The following is a 25296-nucleotide window of genomic DNA, read 5'->3' on the forward strand; positions in this document are numbered from 1 at the left end:
CACTCAGCGTGAAAGGTAGCGCGCCGCATGATCAAGAGTCCCAACTGCCCCCTTTGCGAAACCGACGGCGGCGAACTCATCTGGATGGGCGACCGCGCCCGCCTGATCCTGGTCGAGCATGACCGCTTTCCCGGTTTCTGCCGCATCGTCTGGAACGACCACGTGGCCGAGCTGACCGACCTGGACGAGGCCGACCAGGCCTGGCTGATGCGGCTGGTGGCGCGCGTGGAGCGCGTGGTGCGCGAGGTGATGGCGCCCGACAAGGTCAACCTGGCGGCGTTCGGCAACATGGTGCCGCACCTGCACTGGCACATCATCCCGCGCTACCGCTGGGACACGCATTTCCCCGAGGCAATCTGGGCGGCGCCGCAGCGCGCGGCGGACAGCGTGCGTATGCAGGAGCTGGCCGGCCGGCTGCCGGCGCTGCGCACGGCACTTTCGCTGATCGAAGCTGACGACGCCTGAAGGGGGGCGCGGAACCCGCGCCGGCCCGTAACCGTCTGAATGCTGTTGCCGCCGCGGTCGCGCCCGCGCGCCGCGGCACGAGAACAACAAGCCCGGCCACGCATCCCGCTGGCGGGCCAGAAAGCTGCCGCTATGTCCTCGACCCCCACTTCCGTCACCGTACCGGGCCCGGCCGTTCCCGCCAAGGCCCTCAAGATCCAGAGCCGGCTGCGCATGGCCGCGACCTGGGCGCTGATCAAGCCCTACTGGAAATCCGACGACCGCATCGCCGGCCTCGGCCTGCTCGCGCTGGTGGTCGTGCTCAACCTGGGCATCGTCTATATCAACGTGCTGCTCAACGAGTGGAACCGCGTGTTCTACAACGCGCTGGAGCAGCGCGACTACGCCTCGTTCAAGGTGCTGCTGCTGCGCTTCTCGTGGATAGCGGCATTCTTCATCGTGGCGGCGATCTCGCGCCAGTACTACACCATGATGCTGCAGATGCGCTGGCGTACCTGGATGACGGGCCGCTTCATGGGCCACTGGCTTGGGCACCAGGCCTACTACCGCATCGAACAGACCCGCGCCACCGACAACCCCGACCAGCGGATTGCCGACGACCTGCGCCTGTTCACCGACGGCGCGCTGTCGCTGTCGCTGGGGCTGCTCAACTCGGTGGTGACGCTGCTGTCCTTCGTCGGCATCCTGTGGGCGGTGTCGGGGCCGATCAGCTTTGCGCTGGGCGGCAGGGAATGGACCATCCCCGGCTACATGGTCTGGTTCGCGGCCGGCTATGCGGTGATCGGCTCGCTGGTGGCGCATCTGGTAGGGCGCCCGCTGATCGGGCTGAACTTCCAGCAGGAACAGTACGAAGCGGATTTCCGTTTCACGCTGGTGCGCCTGCGCGAGAACAGCGAGCCGGTGGCGCTGTACCGCGGCGAGCCGACCGAGCAGGCCGGCCTGCGCGCGCGCTTCGACCGCATCCGCGCCAACTGGAACCAGCTGATGCGCTATACGCGGCGGCTGACCTTCGTCAGTTCCGGCTATGCGCAGTTCGCCATCATCTTCCCGATCCTGGTGGCGGCGCCGCGTTACTTCGCCGGCAAGATGACGCTGGGCGGGCTGATGCAGACCAGCTCCGCGTTCGGGCAGGTGCAGGGGGCGCTGTCGTGGTTCGTCGACAGCTATGCCACGCTGGTGGGCTGGAAGGCCGCGGCCAACCGACTGATCGATTTCCAGGAGGCCATCCGCGTGGCCGAACGCCAGGACCTGGCCCCCGGCGGCACGCGCGACGTCGAGGTCGAGCATACCGGCAAGGCGGAGCAAGGCATCGTGATCGACGGCCTCGCGCTGGCGCTGCCGGTACGCGCCGCGCGCGGCAGCGCCGTCGGCCAGCGCCCGCTGGTGGCGCCGTTTTCGCTGTCGGTCGCGCCGGGAGAGCGCTGGCTCGTCAGCGGCCCGTCCGGCTGTGGCAAGAGCGTGCTGTTCCGCGCGCTCGCCGGGATCTGGCCGTATGGCAGCGGCACCGTGACCATGCCCGCGGGCAAGCGCATGCTGTTCCTGCCGCAGCGCAGCTACCTGCCGATCGGCACCCTTGCCGACGCGCTGGCTTACCCGGATGCCGGCACCGAGCACAGCTCGGAATCCCTGCAGGCGGCGCTGCGCCAGGCGCGGCTGGCCGCGTTGACGGACCAGCTCGACGTGTTCGACAACTGGTCGCTGCGGCTGTCTCCGGGCGAGCAGCAGCGGCTGGCGTTCGCGCGCGCGCTGCTGCAGAAGCCCGACTATCTGTTCCTGGACGAGGCCACCAGCGCGCTCGACGAGGACACCGAAGGCGCGATGTACCGATTGATCGTCGAGTCGCTGCCGGACGCAGCCATCGTCAGTATTGCGCACCGCAGCACGGTGGCGGCCTTCCATGGCCGGCGCCTGCGCTATGTGCCGCAGGATGGGGAGGCCGCGCGGGCTGCGCAAGCCGGCGAGCCTGGGGTAAGCTATCGGGTCGTAAGCGAAGCGTGATGCGGCGCGAGGCGGCGCCTGGGGCGCCGCTCGCTCATGCCGCCGCGCCGGATTTCCCCCTACAGAGCGCCCGTGACGGGGCCGCGATCATCATGGCTGGCCTGGAAAAAGACACTCCCCATCCCACCGCACTGACCGTCCATACGCAATCACGCGTGCTGGAGGTCGGCTTCGACAATGGCCGCAGCTTCCGCCTGCCGTTCGAGCTGCTGCGCGTGTATTCGCCATCTGCGGAAGTGCAGGGCCATGGCCCCGGGCAGGAAATCCTGCAGACCGGCAAGCGCGACGTCGGCATCGGTGCCGTCGAGCCGGTGGGCAACTACGCCATCCAGATCCGCTTCACCGACGGCCACGACACCGGCATCTATTCGTGGGAATTGCTGTACCGGCTGGGCGACCAGCAGGACGCGCTGTGGCAGGACTACCTGAAGCGGCTGGAAGCAGCCGGCGTCGATCGCGATACCCCCATGCCTGGCGCCGGCGCGGCCGGCGGCCACGGTTGCGGCCACCACCATTGAGCCGCCCCCGACCACCCTGGAGTCTGAGAAATGAGTGAAACCCACTTCGGGTTTGAGAAAGTCGACGAAACGGAAAAAGCCGGCAAGGTCGCCGGCGTGTTCCATTCGGTGGCGAGCAAGTATGACGTCATGAACGACCTGATGTCGGGCGGCATGCACCGGCTGTGGAAGATGTTTACCATCGCCCAGGCCAATGTGCGGCCCGGCCACAAGGTGCTGGATATCGCCGGTGGCACCGGCGACCTGGCCAAGGCGTTCGCGAAGCAGGCCGGCCCGACCGGCCAGGTCTGGCTGACCGACATCAACGAGTCGATGCTGCGCGTCGGGCGCGACCGGCTGCTGAACAAGGGCATCATCACGCCGGTGGCGCTGTGCGACGCCGAGAAGATCCCGTTCCCCGACAACTACTTCGACCTGGTCACGGTGGCCTTCGGCCTGCGCAACATGACGCACAAGGAGGCCGCGCTGGCCGAGATGCGCCGCGTGGTCAAGCCGGGCGGCAAGGTCATGGTGCTGGAGTTCTCCAAGGTGTGGAAACCCCTGGAGAAGGCGTACGACGTCTATTCTTTCAAGGTACTGCCCTGGCTGGGCGAGCGCGTGGCAGGGGACGCTCCCAGCTATCGCTATCTCGCGGAATCGATCAGAATGCATCCAGACCAGGTTTCACTTGTACGCTTAATGGAACATGCGGGCCTGGAGAATGTCGAATACTTCAATCTGACGGCCGGAGTGGTGGCGCTCCACGTCGGGCGGAAGTATTAAGAATACTTGAAATTGCCATGCTCGCCCAAATATGGGTGAATCTGACAGGGGATAACAGCATATGTCGTCAATTCGTGGAAAATTCCTGGTGGGGTCGCTGGTCACGGCGCTAGCCTTCGGGATGGCGTTCGACGCCGAGGCCAAGCGCATGGGCGGCTCGCGCAGCATTGGCAAGCAGTCTGAATCGGTGACGCAGCGCCAGCAGACGCAGCCCACCTCGCCCACGCAGCAAGCGCAGCAACCTGCACAGCAGGCGGCACCGGCCACGGCCGGGGCTGCCGGCGCGGCAGCGGCCGCGGCGCCCAAGCGTAACTGGGGCGGCATCCTGGGCGGCATCGCCGCCGGCCTGGGTATCGGCTGGCTGCTGTCGCACTTGGGCCTGGGCGGCGCGGCGCTGAGCTTCCTGTCCAACCTGATCCTGATCGCGATCGTCGCCTTCGCGGTGATGTGGCTGATCCGCAAGTTCCGCGGTGGCAGCCAGCGCAGCCAGCAGCCGGCGTATGCAGGCGCGGCAGGTGCCGGCAATGCCGGCGGCATGGGCCGCAGCGCCGAGCCGATGCTGCGCCAGCCGCTGAGCACGCCGGAGAGCACGCCGGCAGCCACCCCGATGATGCAGGGCGCCGCAGCCGCGCCGGTCGCGGCGGGTGCCGTGGCCCAGCAGCCCTGGGGCGTGCCGGCCGATTTCGATACCGAAAACTTCCTGCGCAACGCCAAGGTCCACTTTGTGCGCCTGCAGGCAGCCTGGGACGCCGGCAACCTCGACGACATCCGCGAATTCACCACGCCGGAAATGTTCGCCGAGATCAAGATGGACCTGTCCGAGCGCGGCGCCGAGGTCAACAAGACCGACGTGGTCACGCTGGAAGGCCAGTTGCTCGGCATCGAGTCGACGCCGGCCCAGCATATCGCCAGCGTTCGCTTCTCCGGCATGATCCGAGAGAAGGCCGGCGAGGCGGCGCAGCCGTTCGCCGAGGTCTGGAACCTGGCCAAGCCGGCGACCGGCACCGGCGGCTGGCTGCTCGCCGGCATCCAGCAGGAGTCGTGATGCCGCGCCTCCGTGGCGAGTGATGCGCCCGGGGGAGTAGCTTAGAATGGAGGCCCACGTGAAAACGTGGGCCTTTTTTGTTTTTGGGCGCCCGGCGTGCAACCTCGCCGGATGCCTCACCGCCAGCCAACCCGCGCTGCCATGAACACTCTGCCTTCCGCCCTGGCCACTCCCGCGATCTCGGCTCTGAACCACCTGCTCGAGCAGGAGCCATGGGCCCGTAACCAGCTCGCGCCATTTGCCGGGCGCGTGATCCGTTTCGATGCCGCCGCCTTCGTCCTGTCGCTGAAGGTGACCGCACACGGCGGCACCGAGCAGGCGCCGGAAGCGGAGGATCCCGCGGTGACGCTGCGCGTGCCGCTGCAGCAGTGGCCCCTGGTTGCCGCCGATGTCGCCGAAGGCGGCCAGGCCGCGGCCATGCGCCATGTGCGCATCGAGGGCGATGCCGAGCTGGCCAACACCGTCTCGGCGCTGGCGCGCAACCTGCGCTGGGATGCCGAGGAAGACCTGTCCCTCGCGCTGCGCGGCATCCTGGGCGGGCCGCTCAGCGACAGCGTGGCGCAGCGCGTGGTCGGCGGCGCGCGCCAGGTCCACGAACAGGCTACGCGCATCGGCCGTGCGCTGGTCGACAACTTCACCGATTACCTGCTGGACGAGCAGCCGACGCTGGTGCGCCACGCGGCGCTGGACGCCTTCGGCGCCGACGTGGGCCAACTGCGCGACAGCCTCGCCCGGCTGGAGAAGCGGCTGGAAAAGCTCGAGCGCGTCAACGCGGCCGCCAGCGCCGCCGCGCCCGGCCAGCTGCCGTCGCCGCACCGCTGAGTCCGGGCCCCGCCCGCGTCCACCCCATGCCAACCGCTACCCTGACTGCCTGCCCCGGCCCCGAAAAGACTCCCGAATGACCCGCCTCCTGCGCCTTGGCAAGATCCTCTTCGTCATCCTTTACTACGGCCTGGACGAGCTGGTGCTGTCCGGCTTCAGCAACCGCAAGATCCGTTTCCTGGTGCGCGTCATCACCATCGGGCGCAAGCTCGACATGCCGCGCGGCGAGCGCCTGCGGCTGGCACTGACGGCGCTGGGACCGATCTTCGTCAAGTTCGGCCAGGTCCTGTCGACGCGGCGCGACCTGATGCCGCCCGACATCGCCGACGAGCTGGCGAAGCTGCAGGACCAGGTGCCGCCGTTCGACTCGGCGGTGGCGGTCAGGATCATCGAGCGCTCGCTGGGGCGGCCGATTGCCCAGCTGTTCGAGACCTTCGAGCACCAGCCGGTGGCCAGCGCCTCGATCGCGCAGGTCCACTTCGCCACGCTCAAGGGCGGCCCCAACCACGGCCGCGAGGTCGCGGTGAAGGTGCTGCGCCCGGGCATGCTGCCGGTGATCGACAGCGACCTGGCGCTGATGCGCGACATGGCCACCTGGATGGAGCGCTTCTGGGCCGACGGCAAGCGCCTGAAGCCGCGCGAGGTGGTGGCCGAGTTTGACAAATACCTGCACGACGAACTCGACCTGATGATCGAGGCGGCCAACGCCAGCCAGCTGCGCCGCAACTTTGCCGACACCAGCCTGCTGCTGGTGCCCGAGGTGTTCTGGGACTGGTGCAGCAGCTCGGTGTTCGTGATGGAGCGCATGCACGGCATCCCGATCTCGCGCACCGAATCGCTGAAGGCCGCGGGCGTGGACATGCACCAGTTGGCGGAGGAGGGCGTCGAGATCTTCTTCACCCAGGTGTTCCGCGATGGCTTCTTCCATGCCGACATGCACCCGGGCAACATCCTGGTGTCGGTGCAGCCGGAGTCCTTCGGCCGCTATATCGCGCTGGACTTCGGCATCGTCGGCGCGCTGTCGGAGTTCGACAAGAATTATCTGGCGCAGAACTTTATCGCCTTCTTCCGGCGCGACTACCACCGCGTGGCGCTGCTGCACGTGGAATCCGGCTGGGTGCCGCCCGAGACCCGCGTGGAAGAGCTGGAAAGTGCGGTGCGCGCGTGCTGCGAGCCGTACTTCGACAAGCCGCTGAAGGAAATCTCGCTGGGCATGGTGCTGATGCGCCTGTTCCAGACCTCGCGCCGCTTCAATGTCGAGATCCAGCCGCAGCTGGTGCTGCTGCAGAAGACGCTGCTCAATATCGAAGGGCTGGGCCGCCAGCTCGATCCGGACCTGGACCTCTGGAAGACCGCCAAGCCGTTCCTGGAGCGCTGGATGTACGAGCAGGTCGGCTGGAAGGGCGCCTGGGAGCGGGTCAAGGTCGAAGCGCCGCAGTGGGCCAAGATGCTGCCGGACTTCCCGCGGCTGGCGCACCAGTTCCTGGAGCGGCGCGCGCTGGCCGGCAACGGCGGGCAGGACAAGCTGCTGGCGCAGCTGGTGGCCGAGCAGCGCCGCACCAACCGGCTGCTGGGCACGGCGCTGCTGCTGGCCGGCGGCTTTATCGCCGGCATCGTGCTGACGCACGTGCTGGCGTGGGGCGGCTACTGACAAGCGACCCGCTATATAAGTAAGCAAGCAAGCGAGGAGACAGACCCCATGGCCGACGTGCCCAAGCCCGCTCCGGCGTTCAGCACGCGCAACGCCGCCGACCCCTCGTTCTGGGACGAGCGCTTCGCGCAGGATTACACGCCCTGGGACGCGGGCGGCGTGCCGGACGAGTTCAGCCAGTTCATCGCCGGCCGCGCGCCTTGCCCGACGCTGGTGCCGGGCTGTGGCAACGGCTGGGAGGCAGCCTGGCTGTTCGAGCAGGGCTGGCCGGTGACGGCGATCGATTTTTCGGCCCAGGCGGTGACGTCGGCCAAGCGCGCGCTGGGCCCGGCCGGGGTAGTGGTGCAGCAGGCCGATTTCTTTACCTTTACGCCCCAGCCGCAGTGCCAGCTGGTCTACGAGCGCGCCTTCCTGTGCGCGCTGCCGCCGGCGATGCGGGCGGCCTATGGCGCCCGCGTGGCCGAGCTGCTGCCGCCGGGCGGCCTGCTGGCCGGTTACTTCTACCTGGGCGAGAACCGCGGCGGACCGCCGTTCGCGATGCCAGACGCCGAGCTCGATGCCATGCTTGGGCCAGCCTTCGAGCGCATCGAAGACCGCCCCTCGGCCGCGCCGCTACCGGTGTTCCAGGGGCAGGAGCGCTGGCAGGTGTGGCGACGGCTGGGCCGCTGAGCGCACGCTTCCAGCCGTTGCGGCGCCCCCGGATGCACCCGCGTGGCGCTTTTGCCCCACCCGGGAATTTTTTTCGCCCGCGCTGGTCTGCGTCGCTATAATCCGCGTTTTGATTCGGCTACGACCGCAGGCCCTGCCGCGCGCTCCCGACCTGGGAACTCGCCAAGAAGCTCCACACGCGGCCCCGACCGATGAATTGGACTCCGGGCAGGTGCGCACCTGACGTATCACGCAAGCCGCCCGGCATTCGGTTTTTCGCCACAAGGGCACTTTCTGCATAGGGCAGCGGCATGCTGATCTGGTTCGTCATCATCTACTGGGTAATCTCGGTCGGCATCGGCCTGTGGGCGGCGCTGCGCGTGCGCAACACCACTGATTTCGCCGTCGCCGGGCGCAGCCTGCCGTTCCATATCGTCACCGCCACCGTTTTTGCCACCTGGTTCGGTTCCGAGACCGTGCTCGGTATCCCGGCCGTGTTCCTCAAGGAAGGGCTGTCGGGAGTGGTGTCCGATCCGTTCGGCTCGTCGCTGTGCCTGATCCTGGTGGGCCTGTTCTTCGCCCGGCCGCTGTACCGGATGAACCTGCTGACCATCGGCGATTACTACCACAACCGCTATGGCCGGCTGGCCGAGGTGCTGACCACGCTGTGTATCGTGGTCTCGTACCTGGGCTGGGTCGCGGCGCAGATCAAGGCGCTGGGGCTGGTGTTCTATACCGTGTCGGACGGCGCGCTGTCGCAGGAGGCCGGCATGATGATCGGCGCTGCCAGCGTGCTGGTCTATACGCTGTTCGGCGGCATGTGGTCGGTGGCGATCACCGACTTCATCCAGATGATCATCATCGTGATCGGCATGATGTATATCGGCTATGAGGTCAGCGGCCAGGCCGGCGGCGTCACGGCGGTGGTGTCGCACGCGGCCGCGGCGGGCAAGTTCGAATTCCTGCCGTCGCTGGATTTCGTGCAGATCATCGGGTTTGCCGCGGCGCTGTTTACCATGATGCTGGGCTCGATCCCGCAGCAGGACGTGTTCCAGCGGGTGACCTCGTCGCGCACCGAGCGGATCGCCGGGAGCGCTTCGGTGCTGGGCGGCGTGCTGTATTTCTGCTTCGCCTTCATCCCGATGTTCCTGGCTTATTCGGCCACGCTGATCGATCCGGGCATGGTGGCCAAGTACATCGACACCGATTCGCAGCTGATCCTGCCGCACCTGATCCTGCAGCACGCCCCGATGTTCGCCCAGGTGATGTTCTTCGGTGCGCTGCTGTCGGCGATCAAGAGCTGCGCCTCGGCGACGCTGCTGGCGCCGTCGGTGACCTTTGCCGAAAACATCCTGCGCCCTTACTTCCACCATCTCGACGACAGACAGTTCCTGCGCGTGATGCAGACCGTGGTGCTGGTGTTCACCACGCTGGTGACGCTGTTCGCGCTGAACTCGCACCTGTCGATCTTCCATATGGTCGAAAATGCCTACAAGGTCACGCTGGTGTCGTCCTTCGTGCCGCTGGCCTTCGGCATGTTCTGGAAGCACGCCACCCGTCAGGGCGGCCTGGCCGCGATCCTGCTGGGCCTGAGCTCGTGGCTGACCTGCGAGGTGGCCTTCGCCGATGCGGTGGTGCCGCCGCAGATGATCGGCCTGCTGTTCTCGATCAGCGGCATGGTGGTCGGTTCGCTGCTGCCGCAGTGGATCGCGGATCACGCGCCGGTCAAGGAAGTGCATATCGCCTGACCCGGCGGGACCGCCACCCCAGGCAGGGCCCGATAGGCCTCCATTTCCGGCCATCAGCCAGCCACAGAACGGTTTATAATTCAAGGCTTTGCATCGCCAAGCGGGTCGGCCTGCGCGGGTTTCCGCGCTCCCCGGCACGGCGGCGATGCCCGCCTTGTACCGATTTCCGTAGTTTTCTCGCGAAAAGACACCATGCCGATCTATGCCTACCGTTGCGACGCCTGCGGCCACGGGCGCGATGTGCTGCAAAAAATGAGCGATGCCCCGCTGACGGACTGCCCGTCGTGCGGCACCGCCGGTTCGTTCAAGAAGCAGCTGACCGCGGCCGGCTTCCAGTTCAAGGGCTCGGGCTGGTACGTGACCGACTTCCGCGGCGGCAGCGGCGGCACCAGCGCGCCGGCTGGTGGCGGTGCGGCGGCCGGCGCGGCTGCGGCCAGCGCCCCGGCCGCCGCGGCCGAATCCGCTTCGGCCAGCGCCACCACCGCCGCGCCTGCCGCCGGCGGTTGCGGCAGCGCCTGCGCCTGCCACTGATCCGGATCGCCACGTGGTCGCCAAGAAGACTTCCGCCCTCAAGACCTGGTTCCTGACCGGTCTGCTGGTGCTGGTGCCGCTGGGCATCACGCTGTGGGTGCTCAGCCTGATCATCGGCACGATGGACCAGAGCCTGGCGCTGCTGCCCGAGGCCTGGCGCCCGGACCGGCTCATGTTCGGCAAGCGCGTCACCGGCCTCGGCGCCATCCTGACGCTGCTGTTCATCCTGCTGGTCGGCCTGCTGGCGCATAACTTCATCGGCCAGCGCCTGGTGCGCTGGTGGGAAGCGTTGCTGGGCCATATCCCCGTGGTCGGCCCGATCTACACCAGCGTCAAGCAGGTGTCGGACACGCTGCTGTCCTCGTCGGGCAATGCTTTCCGCAAGGCGCTGCTGGTGCAGTATCCGCGCGAGGGCTCGTGGACCATCGCCTTCCTGACCGGCCGCCCCGGCGGCGACGTGCAGAACCACCTGCAGGGCGAGTACGTCAGCGTCTACGTGCCGACCACGCCGAACCCGACTTCGGGCTTCTTCCTGATGATGCCCAAGGCCGACACCATCGAACTCGACATGACCGTCGACGCCGCGCTCAAGTACATCGTCTCGATGGGCGTGGTTGCGCCGGCCGAACTGCCCCGCAAGAGCGACAGCGGGCCAGTGCCGCAGCGGCCGCCGGCCAGCCGCGCCAGCAGCGGCGAAGCGGTCGAGACGACCGATCCTTAAGCCATTCAAACAGATACGAGCCGCCCGATCTGCTGCGGGCGGCAGCGATTTACCGGGAATCTCCTTATGTCCTCCATGCGTACTCACTACTGCGGTCTGGTGACCGAACAACTCTCGGGCCAGGAAGTGGCCCTGACCGGCTGGGTCCAGCGCCGCCGCGACCATGGCGGCGTGATCTTCATCGACCTGCGCGACCGCGAAGGCCTGGTGCAGGTGGTGTGCGACCCGGACCGCCCCGAGATGTTCAAGGCCGCGGAAGAGATCCGCAATGAGTTCTGCATCCGCGTCACCGGCAAGGTGCGTCCGCGCCCGGCCGGCACCGAGAACGCCAACCTGACCTCGGGCAAGATCGAAGTGCTGTGCCACGAGCTGACCGTGCTGAACCCGTCGGTCACGCCCCCGTTCCAGCTCGATGACGACAACCTGTCCGAAACCACGCGCCTGACGCACCGGGTGCTCGACCTGCGCCGCCCGCAGATGCAGTACAACCTGCGCCTGCGCTACAAGGTGGCGATGGAAGTGCGCAAGTACCTGGACGCCCAGGGCTTCATCGACATCGAGACCCCGATGCTGGGCAAGAGCACGCCCGAAGGCGCACGCGACTACCTGGTGCCGTCGCGCGTGAACCCCGGCCACTTCTTCGCGCTGCCGCAGTCGCCGCAGATCTTCAAGCAGATGCTGATGGTCTCGGGCTTCGACCGCTACTACCAGATCACCAAGTGCTTCCGCGACGAAGACCTGCGCGCCGACCGCCAGCCCGAGTTCACGCAGATCGACTGCGAGACCTCGTTCCTGACCGAGCAGGAGATTCGCGACCTGTTCGAGGACATGATGCGCACGGTGTTCAAGAACGCGATCGATGTCGACCTGGACGCCAAGTTCACGGTGATGGAGTTCCGCGAAGCCATGGCCCGCTTCGGCTCTGACAAGCCTGACCTGCGCGTCAAGCTGGAATTCACCGAGCTGACGGAAGTGATGAAGGACGTCGACTTCAAGGTGTTCTCGGGTCCGGCCAACAGCGACAACGGCCGCGTGGTCGGCCTGCGCGTGCCGGGCGGCGGTGCCATCTCGCGTGGCGAGATCGACGCCTACACCCAGTTCGTCGGCATCTACGGCGCCAAGGGCCTGGCCTGGATCAAGGTCAACGAAGTGGCCAAGGGCCGCGACGGCCTGCAATCGCCGATCGTCAAGAACCTGCACGACGCTGCCATTGCCGAGATCCTGAAGCGCACCGGCGCCCAGGACGGCGACATCATTTTCTTCGGCGCCGACAAGGCCAAGGTGGTCAACGACTCGATCGGCGCGCTGCGCCTGAAGATCGGCCACTCTGACTTCGGCAAGGCCAACGGCCTGTTCGAGGACGCCTGGAAGCCGCTGTGGGTGGTGGATTTCCCGATGTTCGAGTACGACGAGGACGACGCCCGCTGGGTCGCCATGCACCACCCGTTCACCAGCCCCAAGGACGAGCACCTGGAATACCTGGAGACCGACCCGGGCAAGTGCCTGGCCAAGGCCTACGACATGGTGCTGAACGGCTGGGAAATGGGCGGCGGCTCGGTCCGTATCTTCCGCTCCGACATCCAGAGCAAGGTGTTCCGCGCACTCAACATCAACGACGATGAAGCCCGCGCCAAGTTCGGCTACCTGCTGGACGCGCTGCAGTACGGCGCGCCCCCGCACGGCGGCCTGGCCTTCGGCCTGGATCGTATCGTGACGATGATGGCCGGTGCCGACTCGATCCGCGACGTGATCGCCTTCCCCAAGACCCAGCGCGCCCAGGACCTGCTGACCCAGGCCCCGAGCTCGGTCGACGAGAAGCAGCTGCGCGAGCTGCATATCCGCCTGCGCGCTGCCGAGCCGAAGCCGAACGCCTGAGCTGCTTCAAGCACCTGGGTAAGGAAAGCCGCGCCGATGCGCGGCTTTTTTGCTTTCTGCGCAATACCGGGCGGTGCGGTCGTGCTGCTGGCAGCGCTTTGGTTTCGATTTGTTACTGGTAGGAACGAAGCCCGCGGCGGCCGTGTCTCCTTTCTTTGACACGTAATTTGCCGAGGGGCCTCCGCGATGAAGGCTTCCGGCGCTCGGGAGGAAATTCGTGAACCTGAACCTGGATACCGAACTGATCCGCCAGTTCCTGCTGGCCCACCAGGAAACCATCGTGACCTGGCTGGTGGCGGGGCTGGTCATGCTGCTGCTGGCCCGCTTCGAGTTGCGCCGCGCCCAGCGCCGCGCTGCGGCGACCATGTCCGAAGCGGTGGCGACCACCGTGGCCGCGTGCGTGCCCGATATCGCCCACGCCGTGCAGGCGGCGTCGCCGCAGCCGCTGGCCGAGCCGGTCGAGATGCAGCGTGCCGAAGCGCTGCGGCGGCTGGCGCTGGACACCGTCGGCGCGGTCATGACGCGCGGGCGCTGGCTCGATGAGCTGGGCAACCTGCGCCTGGCCGACGACGCGCTGCTGGACGGCCAGCGTGCCGGCGGCGCCGACCCGCTGCTGGTGGTCGCGCCGCAGCCGGCGGTGCAGGCCTACCTGGCGGCCCAGCGCGTGTTCGAGGACGAGGCCGCGCAGGTGCAGGCGCTGCGCCGCGATGCCCAGCGCCATCAGGAAGCGCTGCAGGCGCTGGACGCCGAGGCCGCGCATATCGAGCAGGAAACCGGCAGCATCGTGCTGCGCTTTGAGCAGGTCAATGCGCAGGCCGCCCAGGGCGTCGATGGCGGCGATTACCAGCGCTTCCTGATCCAGAAGTACAACGCGCTCGGCCAGCGTGAGAAGGAAATCGCGCAGGAGCGCGTACACCTGCAGGCCCAGGCGAGGCTGAGCGCCGACGTACTGGCCGAGCGCGCCCATGCTGCCGCCCGGCGCTATCGCGAGTCACTGGCGCCGCTGATGGAACAGCTGCGTGCCGCCTGGGGCCATGGCGATTCGCCGCAGGTGTTCGATACCTGGCAGCATAAAGTCACCGGGCAGGGCACCGAGCCATACCTGGCGCCCCACGCCCCCGCGCGCAACGCGGCCTGAGGCAGGGCCATCGGTCCTGGGGAACTGCGCTTTCGCGTGGCAAGCGCGCGCGGCTGCGCTATCCTTGGGTTTGTCCTTTCGCCCAGTCCCATGCCCTACAAGATTCCGGAATCCGTGCTGGTCGTGATCTACACGCCAGATCTTCAAGTCTTGCTGCTGGAACGCGCCGATCGCCCAGGATTCTGGCAGTCCGTGACCGGCAGCCTCGATACCCTGGACGAACCCCTGGCACTGACCGCCGCGCGCGAGGTGGCGGAGGAAACCGGCATCATCGCCGGCGAGCATCTGCTGGCCGACTGGGGCCATTCGATCCAGTACGAGATCTACCCGCAATGGCGGCACCGCTATGCCGAAGGCGTCACGCGCAATACCGAGCACTGGTTCGGCCTGCGCGTGCATGAAGCGCTGCCGGTGACGCTGGCGCCACGCGAGCACCTGCAATACAAGTGGCTGCCGTGGGAACAGGCCGCCGCGCAGTGCTTTTCCAGCAGCAACGCCGAGGCCATCCGGCAACTGGCCTGGCGCGCCACCGCGGCGGCCGGGAAGCAGGCACTATGCGGAGCGCAGCCATGAAACTGCGCGTGGTCACTTACAACATCCACAAGGGGGTGACCGGCCTGTCGCGGCGCCCGCGCATCCAGAACGTGCGGGCCGGCCTGCATGCGATGGATGCGGACATCGTCTTCCTGCAGGAAGTGCAGGACCGCAACGACCGCCTGGTGGCGGCGGCGCTGTTCGATCCCGACCATACCCAGCTCAACTACCTGGCGACCGATGCGTACCCGCATTCGGTCTACGGGCGCAACGCGGTCTATGACTACGGCCATCACGGCAACGCGATCCTGTCGCGCCATCCGATCCTGATGTCCGAGAACCTCGACATTTCCGACCACCGTTTCGAGCAGCGTGGGCTGCTGCACGCGGTGGCGGACATCCACGGCATCGAGACCCACCTGATCTGCGTGCATTTCGGCCTGTTCGCCCGCAGCCGCGCCCGCCAGGCCGAGGCGCTGGTCGAGCGCGTGCGCAATGTGGTGCCCGAGGGGGTGCCGCTGGTGATCGCCGGCGACTTCAACGACTGGAACCACCGGCTCGACGCGCAGATCTGCAATACGCTGCATGCGGTCGAGGCGTCGCACGCGCGCGGCGCGCGGCTGCATACGTTCCCAAGCCATATGCCGTGGTGGCAGCTTGACCGCATCTACGTGCGCGGCTTCGAGATCGAGCGTGCGCACGCGCTGACCGGGCGGGATTGGGCGCAGCGGTCGGACCATGTGCCGCTGGTGGCGGAGCTGGGGCGTCCGCTAGCGGAGGCGGTGGAAGCGGCGGAGCAGCGGGACAAGGCTGCCTGAAACCGCCCTGCATGGCGCTCTGCTTTCTCCCGTACTTTCGCAAGGCGACGGGGGAGAGCACATCCCCCAGTCAGCGGCTCGAATAGTCGCGGATAAAGGCAAAGACGGAGTCGGCGTCGTTCAGGTCCAGCACCGGCAACGACGTCATCGCCGCGGCGGCGGCCACGTCGTCGCTCGCTACCGCGATCACGCCGGGTACCTCGTCCCACAGCGGCGTACGCCCCAGTCCGGGCCGGAACACTTCCAGCTTGGGAAAATCGCTGCGCTTGTAGCCCTCCACCAGCACCAGGTCGGTGTCGGCCGGCAGCACCGCCAGCGCGTCGTCCAGCTCGGGTGATGGCACTGCCTCGGGGTAATGCCGCATCAGCGTCAGGTGGCGCGCGCCGACGAGTACGACGTTGGCGCAGCCGGCCTCGCGCATGCGCCAGGAGTCCTTGCCCGGCGTGTCGGGATCGAAGCCGTGGTGGGTGTGCTTGACGCCGGCCACGCGCAGGCCGGCGGCGACGAAACGGGGGATCAGCTGGTCGAGCAGCGTGGTCTTGCCGCTGCCGGACGAGCCGGTGATGCCGAATACCTTCACGATCGGTTCCGTGGGGGGCGCGTCGATGATGGCGACGACGATAGCAGAGATCCGCGCGCATGTGCAGGCGGCGCCTTGCAGGCAGCATTCTGTCCGATAATCTCGGCATGTCACGGATATCCCACTCCGAGCGGCCGGATACGACCGCCGCTGGCACTGCCGAAAACACTGCCGAGGGGCAACGCCATCGCATGCTGCGCTGGAACTGGCGCCGAGGCAAGCCGACCGCCGGCAACACTGTGCGCCTGCTGCACGGCGGACAGGACTTCTTTCCCGCGCTGATCGCCGCGATCGACCAGGCCGTGTTCCAGGTGGTCCTGGAAACCTACATCTATGCCGACGACGATATCGGCCGCGCCGTCAGCGACGCGCTGATCCGCGCCGCCGCGCGAGGCGTCTCGGTGCGCGTCACCGTCGACGGCTTCGGCGCCGGCGACATGCCCGCCGCAATGGCCGAACGCCTGGGCGCGGGCGGCGTGCAGCTGCGCGTCTACCGCAAGCTGCGCGGCTTCCGGCTGGCCCGGCGCCACCTGCGCCGGCTGCACCGCAAGCTGGCGGTGATCGACGGCCAGGTGGCCTTCGTCGGCGGCATCAACATCATCGACGACCTCAACCACGGCCCGTTCGAAGGCGCCAGCCTGGGACCGCGCTACGACTTCGCGGTGCAGGTCAGCGGGCCGCTGGTGGACCGCATCGCGCTGACCGCCGAACGGCTCTGGTGGCGCCTGGCGCTGCGCGACACGCACGGCAGCGGCCGCGCCGCCGCGGTGGCGGACTACCCGCTGCTGACCGACCTGCCACCGCGTGCCGAGCCCACCGGCGGCGTGCGCGCCGCGCTGCTGCTGCGCGACAACCTGCGCAATCGCCGCACCATCGAGCGCGAGTACCTGCGCGCGCTCGGCGCCGCGCGCCAGGAGGTGATCCTGGCCAACGCCTATTTCCTGCCCGGCCACAAGATGCGGCGTGCGCTGCTGGCCTGCCGCCAGCGCGGCGTGCGCGTGCGGCTGCTGCTGCAGGGTATGGTCGAATACCGGCTGCAGCACTATGCCACGCACGCGCTCTATGCCTCTTTGCTGGAGGCGGGCGTCGAGATCTACGAGTACGCAGAGAGCTTCCTGCACGCCAAGGTCGGCGTGGTCGACGAAGCGTGGGCCACCGTGGGCTCGAGCAATATGGACCCGTTCAGCCTGCTGCTGGCGCGCGAAGCCAACGTGGCCGTTTATGATGCTGCCTTTGCCGCGGAACTGCGCACCGCGCTGGAACGCGCCATTGCGCACCGCAGCGTGCGCGTCATGCCTGAAGTCCATGCACGGCGCTCGCCGCTGCACCGGTTGGCGAACTGGACCGCTTACATGCTGCTGCGGCTCGGCGTGATCATCGCCGGCGTCGCGGGGCGCTACTGAAACGGTTCCCCACTGTGCGTTTGCTGCCATGCGGCAACGCGCGGCTTGCACGCCTTTGCGCCGCCTGGCGTGACGGGCATGCTGCATTGCGGCCCGTTTAGAAACACGGGTCTAATTAAAAGCTTGAAGGTCGACTGCTGCACCAGAATAATCTGAACGACCGTTCTTTTTTGGCTTAGACTGCGTGCATTCGCGGTATGCAGCGGCAAATTCGCCGGCTGCCCGCAAACAAATGCAACGTCAGGGTCATACGCACAGGCCGCAGCAGGGCCTTTGCAGAACGGAGAAATAACATGCGACACCAGTCAGCCCGTCTCGAATCCGCCGCCGCTTCCCCCGCGCCCATGCGCAAGGGGGAGATGACGCGCGTGGCGATTCTGGATGCCGCACTGGAGCTGTCGTCCCGCGACGGGCTTGAAGGTCTGACCATCGGCCTGCTCGCGGAACGCATGCAGATGAGCAAGAGCGGTGTCTTTGCGCACTTCGGTTCGCGCGAGGACCTGCAGGTGGAGGTGGTGCGGGAGTATCACCGCCGGTTCGAGCAGGAGGTGTTCTACCCCTCCTTGCAGGAGCCGCGCGGTTTGCCCCGGCTGTGGTCGATGGTGCGGCGCTGGATGGAGAAGCGCATCCAGGAAGTGACGACTGGGTGCATCTACATCAGCGGCGCCGTGGAGTATGACGACCGCACCGGCAGCCTGGTGCGTGACGAGCTGGTCAAGAGCGTCACCATCTGGCGGGCAGCGCTGAAACGCGCCATCAACCAGGCCAAGGAGGAGGGGCACCTGCGTGCGGATTGCGATCCGCGCCTGATGCTGTTCGAGATGTACAGCCTTGAACTAGGCTTGCATCATGACGCCCGTTTCCTGCGCCTGCCTGACAGTGCCGAGCTTGCCATGGTCGCGCTCAACAAACTGATTCAGTCTTACCGCACCTGAGGCCGTCGGGTCGGACCGGATCGCGTGAAGCGAGGCGGGCGGCGTGGCGGCATCGTATAACTCCAAGGAGTCTCTGATGGGCCAGTACACCGCACCGTTGCGCGACATGCAGTTCGTGCTCCATGAACTGCTCGGCGCCGAAGCCGAACTCAAGGCGATGCCGCCGCACGCGGACATCGACGCGGACACCATCAACCAGGTCATCGAGGAAGCCGGCAAGTTCTGCTCGGACGTGGTGTTCCCGCTCAACCAGGTGGGCGACCGCGAGGGCTGCACCTATGTCGGCGACGGCGTGGTCAAGGCTCCCACCGGCTTCAAGGAAGCCTACCAGCAGTACGTCGAGGCCGGCTGGCCGGCGCTGGCGTGCGACCCGGCCTTCGGCGGCCAGGGCCTGCCGATCGTGGTCAACAACGTGGTCTACGAGATGCTCAACTCGGCGAACCAGGCGTGGACCATGTACCCGGGCCTGTCGCACGGAGCGTATGAGGCGCTGCATGCGCACGGCACGCCCGAGCTGCAGCAGGCCTACCTGCCCAAGCTGGTGTCCGGCGTCTGGACCGGCACCATGTGCCTGACCGAGCCGCACTGCGGCACCGACCTGGGCATCCTGCGCACCAAAGCCGAACCGCAGGCCGACGGCTCCTACCTGATCACCGGCACCAAGATCTTCATCTCCGCCGGCGAGCACGACCTCGCCGAGAACATCATCCACCTGGTGCTGGCGCGCCTGCCGGACGCGCCGCAAGGCACCAAGGGCATCTCGCTGTTCGTGGTGCCGAAGTTCATCCCCGATGCCAGCGGCAACCCGGGCGAGCGCAACGGCATCCAGTGCGGCTCGATCGAGCACAAGATGGGCATCCACGGCAACGCCACCTGCGTGATGAACCTGGACGGCGCGCGCGGCTGGCTGGTGGGCGAGGCCAACAAGGGCCTGAACGCCATGTTCGTGATGATGAACGCCGCGCGCCTGGGCGTGGGCGCGCAGGGCCTGGGCCTGACCGAGGTGGCGTACCAGAACTCGGTCGCCTACGCGAGGGACCGCCTGCAGATGCGCGCGCTGACCGGCCCGAAGGCGCCGGAAAAGGCCGCCGACCCGATCATCGTGCACCCCGACGTGCGCCGCATGCTGCTGACCCAGCGCGCCTACGCCGAAGGCGGCCGCGCCTTCAGCTACTGGACCGCGCTGCAGATCGACCGCGAGCTGTCGCACCCGGACGAAGCCGTGCGCAAGCAGGCCGGCGACCTGGTCGCGCTGCTGACGCCGGTGATCAAGGCCTTCCTGACCGACAACGCCTTCACCTCGACCAACGAAGGCATGCAGGTGTTCGGCGGCCACGGCTACATCTCCGAATGGGGCATGGAGCAATACGTGCGCGACGCCCGCATCAACATGATCTACGAAGGCACCAACACGATCCAGTCGCTGGACCTGCTGGGCCGCAAGATCCTGGGCGACATGGGCGCCAAGATGAAGGCCTTCGGCAAGATCGTGCAAGACTTCGTGGAAGAAGAGGGCACCAACGAGGCCATGCAGGAGTTCGTCAACCCGCTGGCCGACCTGGGCGACAAGGTGCAGAAGCTGACCATGGAAATCGGCATGAAGGCCATGGGCAATGCGGATGAGGTAGGCGCCGCCGCGGTGCCGTACCTGCGCGTGGTGGGCCATCTGGTGTTCTCGTACTTCTGGGCCCGCATGGCCAAGATCGCGCTGGAGAAGGAAGCCAGCGGCGATAAGTTCTACACCGCCAAGCTGGCCACGGCGCGCTTCTACTTTGCCAAGCTGCTGCCGGAAACCGCGGCGGAAATCCGCAAGGCGCGGGCTGGTTCGGCTTCGCTGATGGCGCTGGACGCGGATTTGTTCTGATTCGGCAAGGCGGCTTTCCATGCCGCCGGTTTGCTCCCCTCTCCCAGAGGGGGAGGGGAGCAAACCTACCGCCAACGGAAGCGCCTGCAAAAACTCTCACCTCAACGCTCACTGACCTAGGAGCGCGCATGTCCAATTTCATCGTCAAGAAAGTCGCCGTGCTGGGTGCCGGCGTCATGGGCGCGCAGATCGCCGCCCATCTGATCAACGCGCGCGTGCCCGTGGTGCTGTTCGACCTGCCTGCAAAAGAAGGCCCGAAGAACGGCATCGCGCTGCGCGCCATCGAGAACCTGAAGAAGCTGTCGCCCGCGCCGCTGGGCCTCAAGGACGAGGCCGGGCTAATCCAGGCCGCCAATTACGAAGACGATATCGCCCTGCTCAAGGAATGCGACCTGGTGATCGAGGCGATCGCCGAGCGCATGGACTGGAAGCACGACCTGTACAAGAAGGTCGCGCCGCACCTGGCCTCGCACGCGATCTTCGCCACCAACACCTCGGGCCTGTCGATCACCGCGCTGTCGGACGGGTTAGGCGGGGAAAATGCGGACAGCCTGAAGTCGCGCTTCTGCGGCGTCCACTTCTTCAACCCGCCGCGCTACATGCACCTGGTCGAACTGATCCCGACCGCGACCACGCAGCCGGACATCCTCGACAAGCTGGAAGCCTTCCTGACCACCACGCTCGGCAAGGGCGTGGTGCGCGCCAAGGATACGCCCAACTTCATCGCCAACCGCGTTGGCATCTTCTCGATCCTGGCGGTGTTCGCCGAGGCCGAGAAATTCGGCATCCCGTTCGACGTGGTCGACGACCTGACCGGCTCCAAGCTGGGCCGCGCCAAGTCCGCCACCTTCCGCACCGCGGACGTGGTCGGCCTGGACACCATGGCGCACGTGATCAAGACCATGCAGGACAACCTGCACGACGACCCGTTCGCGCCGGTGTACAAGACCCCGGCCGTGCTCAAGGGCCTGGTCGACGCGGGCGCGCTGGGCCAGAAGACCGGCGCCGGCTTCTACAAGAAGGAAGGCAAGGCCATCAAGGTGCTGGATGCCAAGGCCGGCCAGTACGTCGATGCAGGCAAGAAGGCCGACGAGATCGTGGTGCGCATGCTGAAGAAGGAGCCGGCCGAGCGCATCAGGCTGCTGCGCGAGTCGACCAACCCGCAGGCCCAGTTCCTGTGGGCGGTGTTCCGCGACGTGTTCCACTACATCGCCGTGTACCTGGAGCAGATCGCAGGTTCCGCCGCCGATATCGACCTGGCGATCCGCTGGGGCTTCGGCTGGAACTCGGGCCCGTTCGAGGACTGGCAGTCGGCCGGCTGGAAGCAGGTGGCCGAGTGGGTGAAGGAAGACGTGGTCGCGGGCAAGGCACTGTCGGCTGCGCCGCTGCCGGCATGGGTCTTTGACGGCCCCGTCGCCGAGCGCCAGGGCGTGCATGCCCCCGAAGGTTCGTGGTCGCCTGCGACGCAGTCGTTCGTCGCGCGCAGCACGCTGCCGGTGTACCGGCGCCAGGTGTTCCGTGCCGCGCTCCAGGGCAGCGCAGCGGTCGACCCGCGCAAGGCCGGCCGCACCGTCGAGGAAAACGATGCCGTGCGCATCTGGGTGAGCGAAGGCCAGGACGACGTGCTGGTGGTTTCGTTCAAGAGCAAGATGAATACCATCGGGCCGGACGTGATCGACGGCTTGACCCGTGCCATCGACCTCGCCGAAGCGCAGTACAAGGGCCTGGTGGTGTGGCAGCCGACCTCCCTGCAACTCGGCGCGCCGGGCGGCCCGTTCTCCGCGGGCGCGAACCTGGAAGCGGCGATGCCGGCCTTCATGATGGGCGGGGCCAAGGGCATCGAGCCATTCGTGAAGAAGTTCCAGGACGGCATGATGCGCGTGAAGTATGCGTCGGTGCCGGTGGTGTCGGCGGCGTCCGGCATCGCGCTGGGCGGGGGCTGCGAACTGATGCTGCATTCGGCTGCACGCGTGGCTGCGCTCGAAACGTATGTCGGCCTGGTGGAAGTCGGCGTGGGCCTGGTCCCGGCCGGCGGCGGGTTGAAGGAAGCCGCGCTGGCCGCCGCACGCGCCGCGCAGGCGGGAGGCAGCACCAACTACCTGCAATTCCTGACCAGCCGCTTCCAGAGCGCGGCGATGGCCAAGGTATCCGCATCGGCGCTGGAAGCGCGCCAGATGGGCTACCTGCAGCCGTCCGACAAGATCGTCTTCAACGTGCATGAGCTGCTGCACGTGGCGCAGAACGAAGTGCGCGCGCTGGCCGACGCCGGCTACCGTGCGCCGCTGCCGGCGCTGATCCCGGTGGCTGGCCGCTCGGGCATCGCCACTATCAAGGCATCGCTGGTCAATATGCGCGACGGTGGCTTTATCTCCGCGCACGACTTCCTGATTGCCGCCCGCATCGCCGAAGTCGTGTGCGGCGGCGACGTCGAGGCCGGCTCGCTGGTCAGCGAAGACTGGCTGCTGACGCTGGAGCGCAAGGCCTTCGTCGACCTGCTGGGAACCGGCAAGACGCAGGAGCGCATCATGGGCATGCTGCAGACCGGCAAGCCGGTGCGTAACTAACAGGGCAAGCGAGGAACCGACATCATGAAACAACTGCAAGACGCATACATCGTTGCGGCCACCCGCTCGCCGATCGGCAAGGCCCCCAAGGGCGCGTTCAGGAACACGCGCCCGGACGACCTGCTGGCAACCATCCTGAAGGCCGCGGTGGCGCAGGTGCCGGACCTGGACCCGAAGCTGATCGAGGACGCCATCGTCGGCTGCGCCATTCCTGAAGCGCAGCAGGGCCTGAACGTGGCCCGCATCGGCGCGCTGCTGTCGGGCCTGCCCAATACCGTGGGCGGCATCACTGTCAATCGCTTCTGCGCCTCGGGCGTCAGCGCGGTGGCAATGGCGGCCGACCGTATCCGCGTGGGCGAGTCCGACGTGATGATCGCCGCCGGCATCGAGTCGATGAGCATGGTGCCGATGATGGGCAACTCGCCGTCGATGTCGCCGGATATCTTTACTCGCGACGACAACGTGGGCATTGCCTACGGCATGGGCCTGACCGCCGAGAAGGTGGCGCAGCAATGGAAGGTCAGCCGCGAGGACCAGGACGCGTTCTCGCTGGCCTCGCACCAGAAGGCCATTGCTGCGCAACAGGCCGGCGAGTTCAAGGACGAGATCACGCCGATCGGGATCGTCGAGCGCTTCCCCGACCTCGCCAGCGGCCAGGTCAGCGTGAAGACCCGCACCATCTCGCTGGACGAAGGCCCGCGTCCTGAAACCTCGCTGGAAGGCCTCGGCAAGCTGCGCCCGGTGTTCGCCAACAAGGGCAGCGTCACCGCCGGCAACAGCTCGCAGACCTCGGACGGCGCCGGCGCGCTGGTCCTGGTTTCGGAAAAGATCCTCAAGCAGTTCAACCTGGTGCCGCTGGCGCGCTTCGTCTCGTTCGCGGTGCGCGGCGTGCCGCCGGAGATCATGGGCATCGGCCCGAAGGAAGCGATCCCGGCCGCGCTGAAGGCAGCCGGCCTGACGCAGGACCAGATCGACTGGATCGAGCTGAACGAAGCATTCGCCGCGCAATCGCTGGCCGTGATGCGCGACCTGGATCTCGATCCCGCCAGGGTCAACCGCATGGGCGGCGCGATCGCGCTGGGGCACCCGCTCGGCGCTACCGGTGCGATCCGGTCGGCCACGGTGGTGCATGCGCTGCGCCGCCACAACCTGAAGTACGGCATGGTGACCATGTGCGTCGGCACGGGCATGGGCGCTGCAGGGATCTTCGAGCGCGTCTGATCGCCCAGCCACCAAAGAGGAGGAGATCATGAGCATCCTTACCCGCATCGAGCAAGGCATCCTGACGCTCGAGTTCGACCGCATCGACAAGAAGAACGCCATCACCGCGGCGATGTACCAGGCACTGGCCGACGCACTGCGCGCGGCCGAGACCGATCGCAACGTGCGCGCAATCCTGCTGCGCGGCAAGCCTGAGATCTTCACCGCCGGCAACGACCTGGAAGACTTCATGCAGCGCCCGCCGACTGCGGGCGAAGGCGCCGGGCAGGCGCCGGTGTTCCAGTTCCTGTACCAGATCAGCCATGCCAGCAAGCCGGTCGTCGCGGCGGTCAGCGGCGCGGCGGTCGGCGTGGGCACCACCATGCTGCTGCATTGCGACCTGGTCTACGCGTCGGACACGGCCAGGCTGTCGCTGCCGTTCGTGCAGCTGGGGCTGTGCCCCGAGGCGGCGTCGAGCCTGTTGCTGCCGCGCCTGGTCGGCTACCAGCGCGCCGCCGAGAAGCTGATGCTGGGCGAGGCGTTCAGCGCGCAGGAAGCGCTGGAGATCGGCCTGGTGACGCGTGTGTTGCCCGTGGCGGAACTGCACGACTTCGCGCTGCAGCAGGCGCGCAAGCTGGCGGCGCTGCCGGCTTCGTCGCTGCGCGAGACCAAGCGGCTGATGAAATCGGGTGCGGTGGCCGAAGTGGAAAAGCAGATGGCCGACGAGGGTGCGGTGTTCCGGCGCATGCTGGTGGCGCCGGAGGCGAAGGAGGCGTTCAGCGCGTTCTTTGAGAAGCGGAAGCCGGATTTTTCGAAGTTCGAGTGAGGGGCCGGGAGACTTCGCTCTACCACTTGTTTGCTCCCCTCTCCCGCTTGCGGGCGAGGGGTTGGGGGAGAGGGCCGGCGCTCGGCAAGCACGCTTACGCCTCACTACGTAGAGACTCCCGCCCTCACCCCAACCCTCTCCCGCACGCGGGAGAGGGAGCACACCGATCGATAAGCGATAGCCTCTGGGCCCTCAGGCCGTCGGCAACACCCGCGGCTGCCGCGACTCATCCGTCGCCACGTACGTCAAGGTCGCCTCGGTCACCTTGACGATCTCATTGCTGTGCCGCATCCGCTGCGCATAAACCTCCACCTCGACCGTGATCGAGGTGCGCCCGGTCTTGACGATCTCGGCATAGAAGCTCACCAGGTCGCCGACAAATACCGGATGCTTGAACAGGAAGGAATTGACTGCCACGGTCGCGACGCGGCCCTGCGCGCGCTCGACCGCGGGGATCGAGCCGGCAATATCCACCTGCGCCATGATCCAGCCGCCGAACACGTCGCCGTGCACGTTGGCGTCGGCAGGCATCGGCACCACGCGCAGCGCGGGATTCTTGCCGGCGGGCAGGGCGGGGACGGTATGGGGAGTGTTCATGACAATATGCGGGTGGACTTCCGAAGGGGGCGCAGGCCGCGACGAAAAACCCT

Annotated in this window: 23 protein-coding genes; 21 read left to right on the forward strand and 2 right to left on the reverse strand. The window is 67.1% G+C overall.

All coding sequences use genetic code 11. The annotated features are described in order from the left end of the window. The first annotated feature begins 27 nt into the window (after positions 1–27). The 15 genes from K309_RS0122450 to K309_RS0122520 all read left to right on the forward strand — a co-directional run bounded on the left by K309_RS0122450 (position 28) and on the right by K309_RS0122520 (position 15274). Complete coding sequence (locus tag K309_RS0122450) at positions 28–465, forward strand: HIT family protein (protein WP_029048515.1); 438 nt, start codon at positions 28–30, stop codon at positions 463–465. A gap of 132 nt (positions 466–597) precedes the next feature. Further along, complete coding sequence (locus tag K309_RS0122455; protein WP_029048516.1) at positions 598–2463, forward strand: ABC transporter ATP-binding protein/permease; 1866 nt, start codon at positions 598–600, stop codon at positions 2461–2463. 92 nt (positions 2464–2555) lie between these two features. Further along, positions 2556–2981 carry a gamma-butyrobetaine hydroxylase family protein gene (locus tag K309_RS0122460; RefSeq protein WP_029048517.1) on the forward strand — a complete coding sequence of 142 codons (426 nt, stop codon included), beginning with the start codon at positions 2556–2558 and terminating at the stop codon, positions 2979–2981. Positions 2982–3011: 30 nt separating this feature from the next. Continuing rightward, complete coding sequence (ubiE, locus tag K309_RS0122465) at positions 3012–3743, forward strand: bifunctional demethylmenaquinone methyltransferase/2-methoxy-6-polyprenyl-1,4-benzoquinol methylase UbiE (protein ID WP_029048518.1); 732 nt, start codon at positions 3012–3014, stop codon at positions 3741–3743. Positions 3744–3804: 61 nt separating this feature from the next. Further along, positions 3805–4788, forward strand: a complete 984-nt coding sequence (locus tag K309_RS0122470; RefSeq protein ID WP_029048519.1) for a Tim44 domain-containing protein — start codon at positions 3805–3807, stop codon at positions 4786–4788. A gap of 141 nt (positions 4789–4929) precedes the next feature. Continuing rightward, a complete protein-coding gene (locus tag K309_RS0122475; RefSeq protein WP_029048520.1) occupies positions 4930–5610 on the forward strand; it encodes a ubiquinone biosynthesis accessory factor UbiJ in 681 nt (226 codons plus the stop codon). A 76-nt stretch (positions 5611–5686) separates the two neighbouring features. Continuing rightward, positions 5687–7261 (forward strand): ubiquinone biosynthesis regulatory protein kinase UbiB, encoded by a 1575-nt coding sequence (gene ubiB / locus K309_RS0122480; RefSeq protein WP_029048521.1) that lies wholly within the window; start codon positions 5687–5689, stop codon positions 7259–7261. A 48-nt stretch (positions 7262–7309) separates the two neighbouring features. After that, complete coding sequence (locus K309_RS0122485) at positions 7310–7930, forward strand: methyltransferase domain-containing protein (RefSeq protein ID WP_029048522.1); 621 nt, start codon at positions 7310–7312, stop codon at positions 7928–7930. Positions 7931–8220: 290 nt separating this feature from the next. Beyond that, a complete protein-coding gene (locus K309_RS0122490; RefSeq protein ID WP_029048523.1) occupies positions 8221–9657 on the forward strand; it encodes a high affinity choline transporter 1 in 1437 nt (478 codons plus the stop codon). 192 nt (positions 9658–9849) lie between these two features. After that, positions 9850–10188 carry an FmdB family zinc ribbon protein gene (locus tag K309_RS0122495; RefSeq protein WP_029048524.1) on the forward strand — a complete coding sequence of 113 codons (339 nt, stop codon included), beginning with the start codon at positions 9850–9852 and terminating at the stop codon, positions 10186–10188. A 13-nt stretch (positions 10189–10201) separates the two neighbouring features. Further along, on the forward strand, positions 10202–10909 hold the full coding sequence (locus K309_RS0122500; protein ID WP_029048525.1) for a DUF502 domain-containing protein: 708 nt from the start codon (positions 10202–10204) through the stop codon (positions 10907–10909). Between the two features lie 66 nt (positions 10910–10975). Then, a complete protein-coding gene (gene aspS / locus K309_RS0122505; RefSeq protein ID WP_029048526.1) occupies positions 10976–12784 on the forward strand; it encodes an aspartate--tRNA ligase in 1809 nt (602 codons plus the stop codon). Between the two features lie 223 nt (positions 12785–13007). Next, the gene (locus tag K309_RS0122510) at positions 13008–13922 is read left to right on the forward strand and encodes a hypothetical protein (protein WP_029048527.1); all 915 of its coding nucleotides are present in this window, start codon (positions 13008–13010) and stop codon (positions 13920–13922) included. 90 nt (positions 13923–14012) lie between these two features. Beyond that, a complete protein-coding gene (nudB, locus tag K309_RS0122515) occupies positions 14013–14495 on the forward strand; it encodes a dihydroneopterin triphosphate diphosphatase (protein WP_029048528.1) in 483 nt (160 codons plus the stop codon). Then, positions 14492–15274 carry an endonuclease/exonuclease/phosphatase family protein gene (locus K309_RS0122520; protein ID WP_029048529.1) on the forward strand — a complete coding sequence of 261 codons (783 nt, stop codon included), beginning with the start codon at positions 14492–14494 and terminating at the stop codon, positions 15272–15274. Before nudB ends, K309_RS0122520 begins: the two co-directional genes overlap by 4 nt. Positions 15275–15344: 70 nt before the next feature. Here K309_RS0122520 and mobB read toward each other — a convergent pair whose 3' ends face one another. Then, on the reverse strand, positions 15345–15854 hold the full coding sequence (gene mobB / locus K309_RS0122525; protein ID WP_029048530.1) for a molybdopterin-guanine dinucleotide biosynthesis protein B: 510 nt from the start codon (positions 15852–15854) through the stop codon (positions 15345–15347). A gap of 59 nt (positions 15855–15913) precedes the next feature. Between mobB and clsB the strand changes: the two genes are divergently transcribed. The 6 genes from clsB (at position 15914) to K309_RS0122555 (ending at position 24646) form a co-directional block, all read left to right on the forward strand. Further along, positions 15914–17257, forward strand: a complete 1344-nt coding sequence (gene clsB, locus K309_RS0122530; RefSeq protein ID WP_029048531.1) for a cardiolipin synthase ClsB — start codon at positions 15914–15916, stop codon at positions 17255–17257. Positions 17258–17601: 344 nt separating this feature from the next. Next, positions 17602–18192, forward strand: a complete 591-nt coding sequence (locus tag K309_RS0122535) for a TetR/AcrR family transcriptional regulator (RefSeq protein WP_029048532.1) — start codon at positions 17602–17604, stop codon at positions 18190–18192. Between the two features lie 76 nt (positions 18193–18268). After that, positions 18269–20056: an acyl-CoA dehydrogenase C-terminal domain-containing protein gene (locus K309_RS0122540; RefSeq protein WP_029048533.1), complete on the forward strand. Its 1788-nt coding sequence runs from the start codon at positions 18269–18271 to the stop codon at positions 20054–20056. Positions 20057–20184: 128 nt separating this feature from the next. Further along, on the forward strand, positions 20185–22620 hold the full coding sequence (locus K309_RS0122545) for a 3-hydroxyacyl-CoA dehydrogenase/enoyl-CoA hydratase family protein (protein ID WP_029048534.1): 2436 nt from the start codon (positions 20185–20187) through the stop codon (positions 22618–22620). Positions 22621–22641: 21 nt separating this feature from the next. Continuing rightward, a complete protein-coding gene (locus K309_RS0122550) occupies positions 22642–23841 on the forward strand; it encodes an acetyl-CoA C-acyltransferase (RefSeq protein WP_029048535.1) in 1200 nt (399 codons plus the stop codon). Between the two features lie 28 nt (positions 23842–23869). Then, positions 23870–24646 carry an enoyl-CoA hydratase gene (locus K309_RS0122555; protein ID WP_029048536.1) on the forward strand — a complete coding sequence of 259 codons (777 nt, stop codon included), beginning with the start codon at positions 23870–23872 and terminating at the stop codon, positions 24644–24646. Positions 24647–24838: 192 nt separating this feature from the next. On the opposite strand, the gene K309_RS0122560 is transcribed toward K309_RS0122555, so the two are convergent. Then, positions 24839–25243 (reverse strand): acyl-CoA thioesterase, encoded by a 405-nt coding sequence (locus K309_RS0122560; protein WP_029048537.1) that lies wholly within the window; start codon positions 25241–25243, stop codon positions 24839–24841. Positions 25244–25296 lie beyond the last annotated feature (53 nt).

Origin of the sequence: Cupriavidus phytohabitans (assembly GCF_000426345.1) — a bacterium.
In the GTDB taxonomy this organism is placed as follows: domain Bacteria; phylum Pseudomonadota; class Gammaproteobacteria; order Burkholderiales; family Burkholderiaceae; genus Cupriavidus.

What these genes read in the sequence shown, in the direction of transcription:
- K309_RS0122450 (WP_029048515.1), top strand. Translation starts at nt 28, where the DNA reads ATGATCAAGAGTCCCAACTGCCCCCTTTGCGAAACCGACGGCGGCGAA.
- K309_RS0122455 (WP_029048516.1), top strand. Translation starts at nt 598, where the DNA reads ATGTCCTCGACCCCCACTTCCGTCACCGTACCGGGCCCGGCCGTTCCC.
- K309_RS0122460 (WP_029048517.1), top strand. Translation starts at nt 2,556, where the DNA reads ATGGCTGGCCTGGAAAAAGACACTCCCCATCCCACCGCACTGACCGTC.
- ubiE (WP_029048518.1), top strand. Translation starts at nt 3,012, where the DNA reads ATGAGTGAAACCCACTTCGGGTTTGAGAAAGTCGACGAAACGGAAAAA.
- K309_RS0122470 (WP_029048519.1), top strand. Translation starts at nt 3,805, where the DNA reads ATGTCGTCAATTCGTGGAAAATTCCTGGTGGGGTCGCTGGTCACGGCG.
- K309_RS0122475 (WP_029048520.1), top strand. Translation starts at nt 4,930, where the DNA reads ATGAACACTCTGCCTTCCGCCCTGGCCACTCCCGCGATCTCGGCTCTG.
- ubiB (WP_029048521.1), top strand. Translation starts at nt 5,687, where the DNA reads ATGACCCGCCTCCTGCGCCTTGGCAAGATCCTCTTCGTCATCCTTTAC.
- K309_RS0122485 (WP_029048522.1), top strand. Translation starts at nt 7,310, where the DNA reads ATGGCCGACGTGCCCAAGCCCGCTCCGGCGTTCAGCACGCGCAACGCC.
- K309_RS0122490 (WP_029048523.1), top strand. Translation starts at nt 8,221, where the DNA reads ATGCTGATCTGGTTCGTCATCATCTACTGGGTAATCTCGGTCGGCATC.
- K309_RS0122495 (WP_029048524.1), top strand. Translation starts at nt 9,850, where the DNA reads ATGCCGATCTATGCCTACCGTTGCGACGCCTGCGGCCACGGGCGCGAT.
- aspS (WP_029048526.1), top strand. Translation starts at nt 10,976, where the DNA reads ATGTCCTCCATGCGTACTCACTACTGCGGTCTGGTGACCGAACAACTC.
- nudB (WP_029048528.1), top strand. Translation starts at nt 14,013, where the DNA reads ATGCCCTACAAGATTCCGGAATCCGTGCTGGTCGTGATCTACACGCCA.
- K309_RS0122520 (WP_029048529.1), top strand. Translation starts at nt 14,492, where the DNA reads ATGAAACTGCGCGTGGTCACTTACAACATCCACAAGGGGGTGACCGGC.
- clsB (WP_029048531.1), top strand. Translation starts at nt 15,914, where the DNA reads ATGTGCAGGCGGCGCCTTGCAGGCAGCATTCTGTCCGATAATCTCGGC.
- K309_RS0122535 (WP_029048532.1), top strand. Translation starts at nt 17,602, where the DNA reads ATGCGCAAGGGGGAGATGACGCGCGTGGCGATTCTGGATGCCGCACTG.
- K309_RS0122540 (WP_029048533.1), top strand. Translation starts at nt 18,269, where the DNA reads ATGGGCCAGTACACCGCACCGTTGCGCGACATGCAGTTCGTGCTCCAT.
- K309_RS0122545 (WP_029048534.1), top strand. Translation starts at nt 20,185, where the DNA reads ATGTCCAATTTCATCGTCAAGAAAGTCGCCGTGCTGGGTGCCGGCGTC.
- K309_RS0122555 (WP_029048536.1), top strand. Translation starts at nt 23,870, where the DNA reads ATGAGCATCCTTACCCGCATCGAGCAAGGCATCCTGACGCTCGAGTTC.
- K309_RS0122560 (WP_029048537.1), bottom strand. Translation starts at nt 25,243, where the DNA reads ATGAACACTCCCCATACCGTCCCCGCCCTGCCCGCCGGCAAGAATCCC.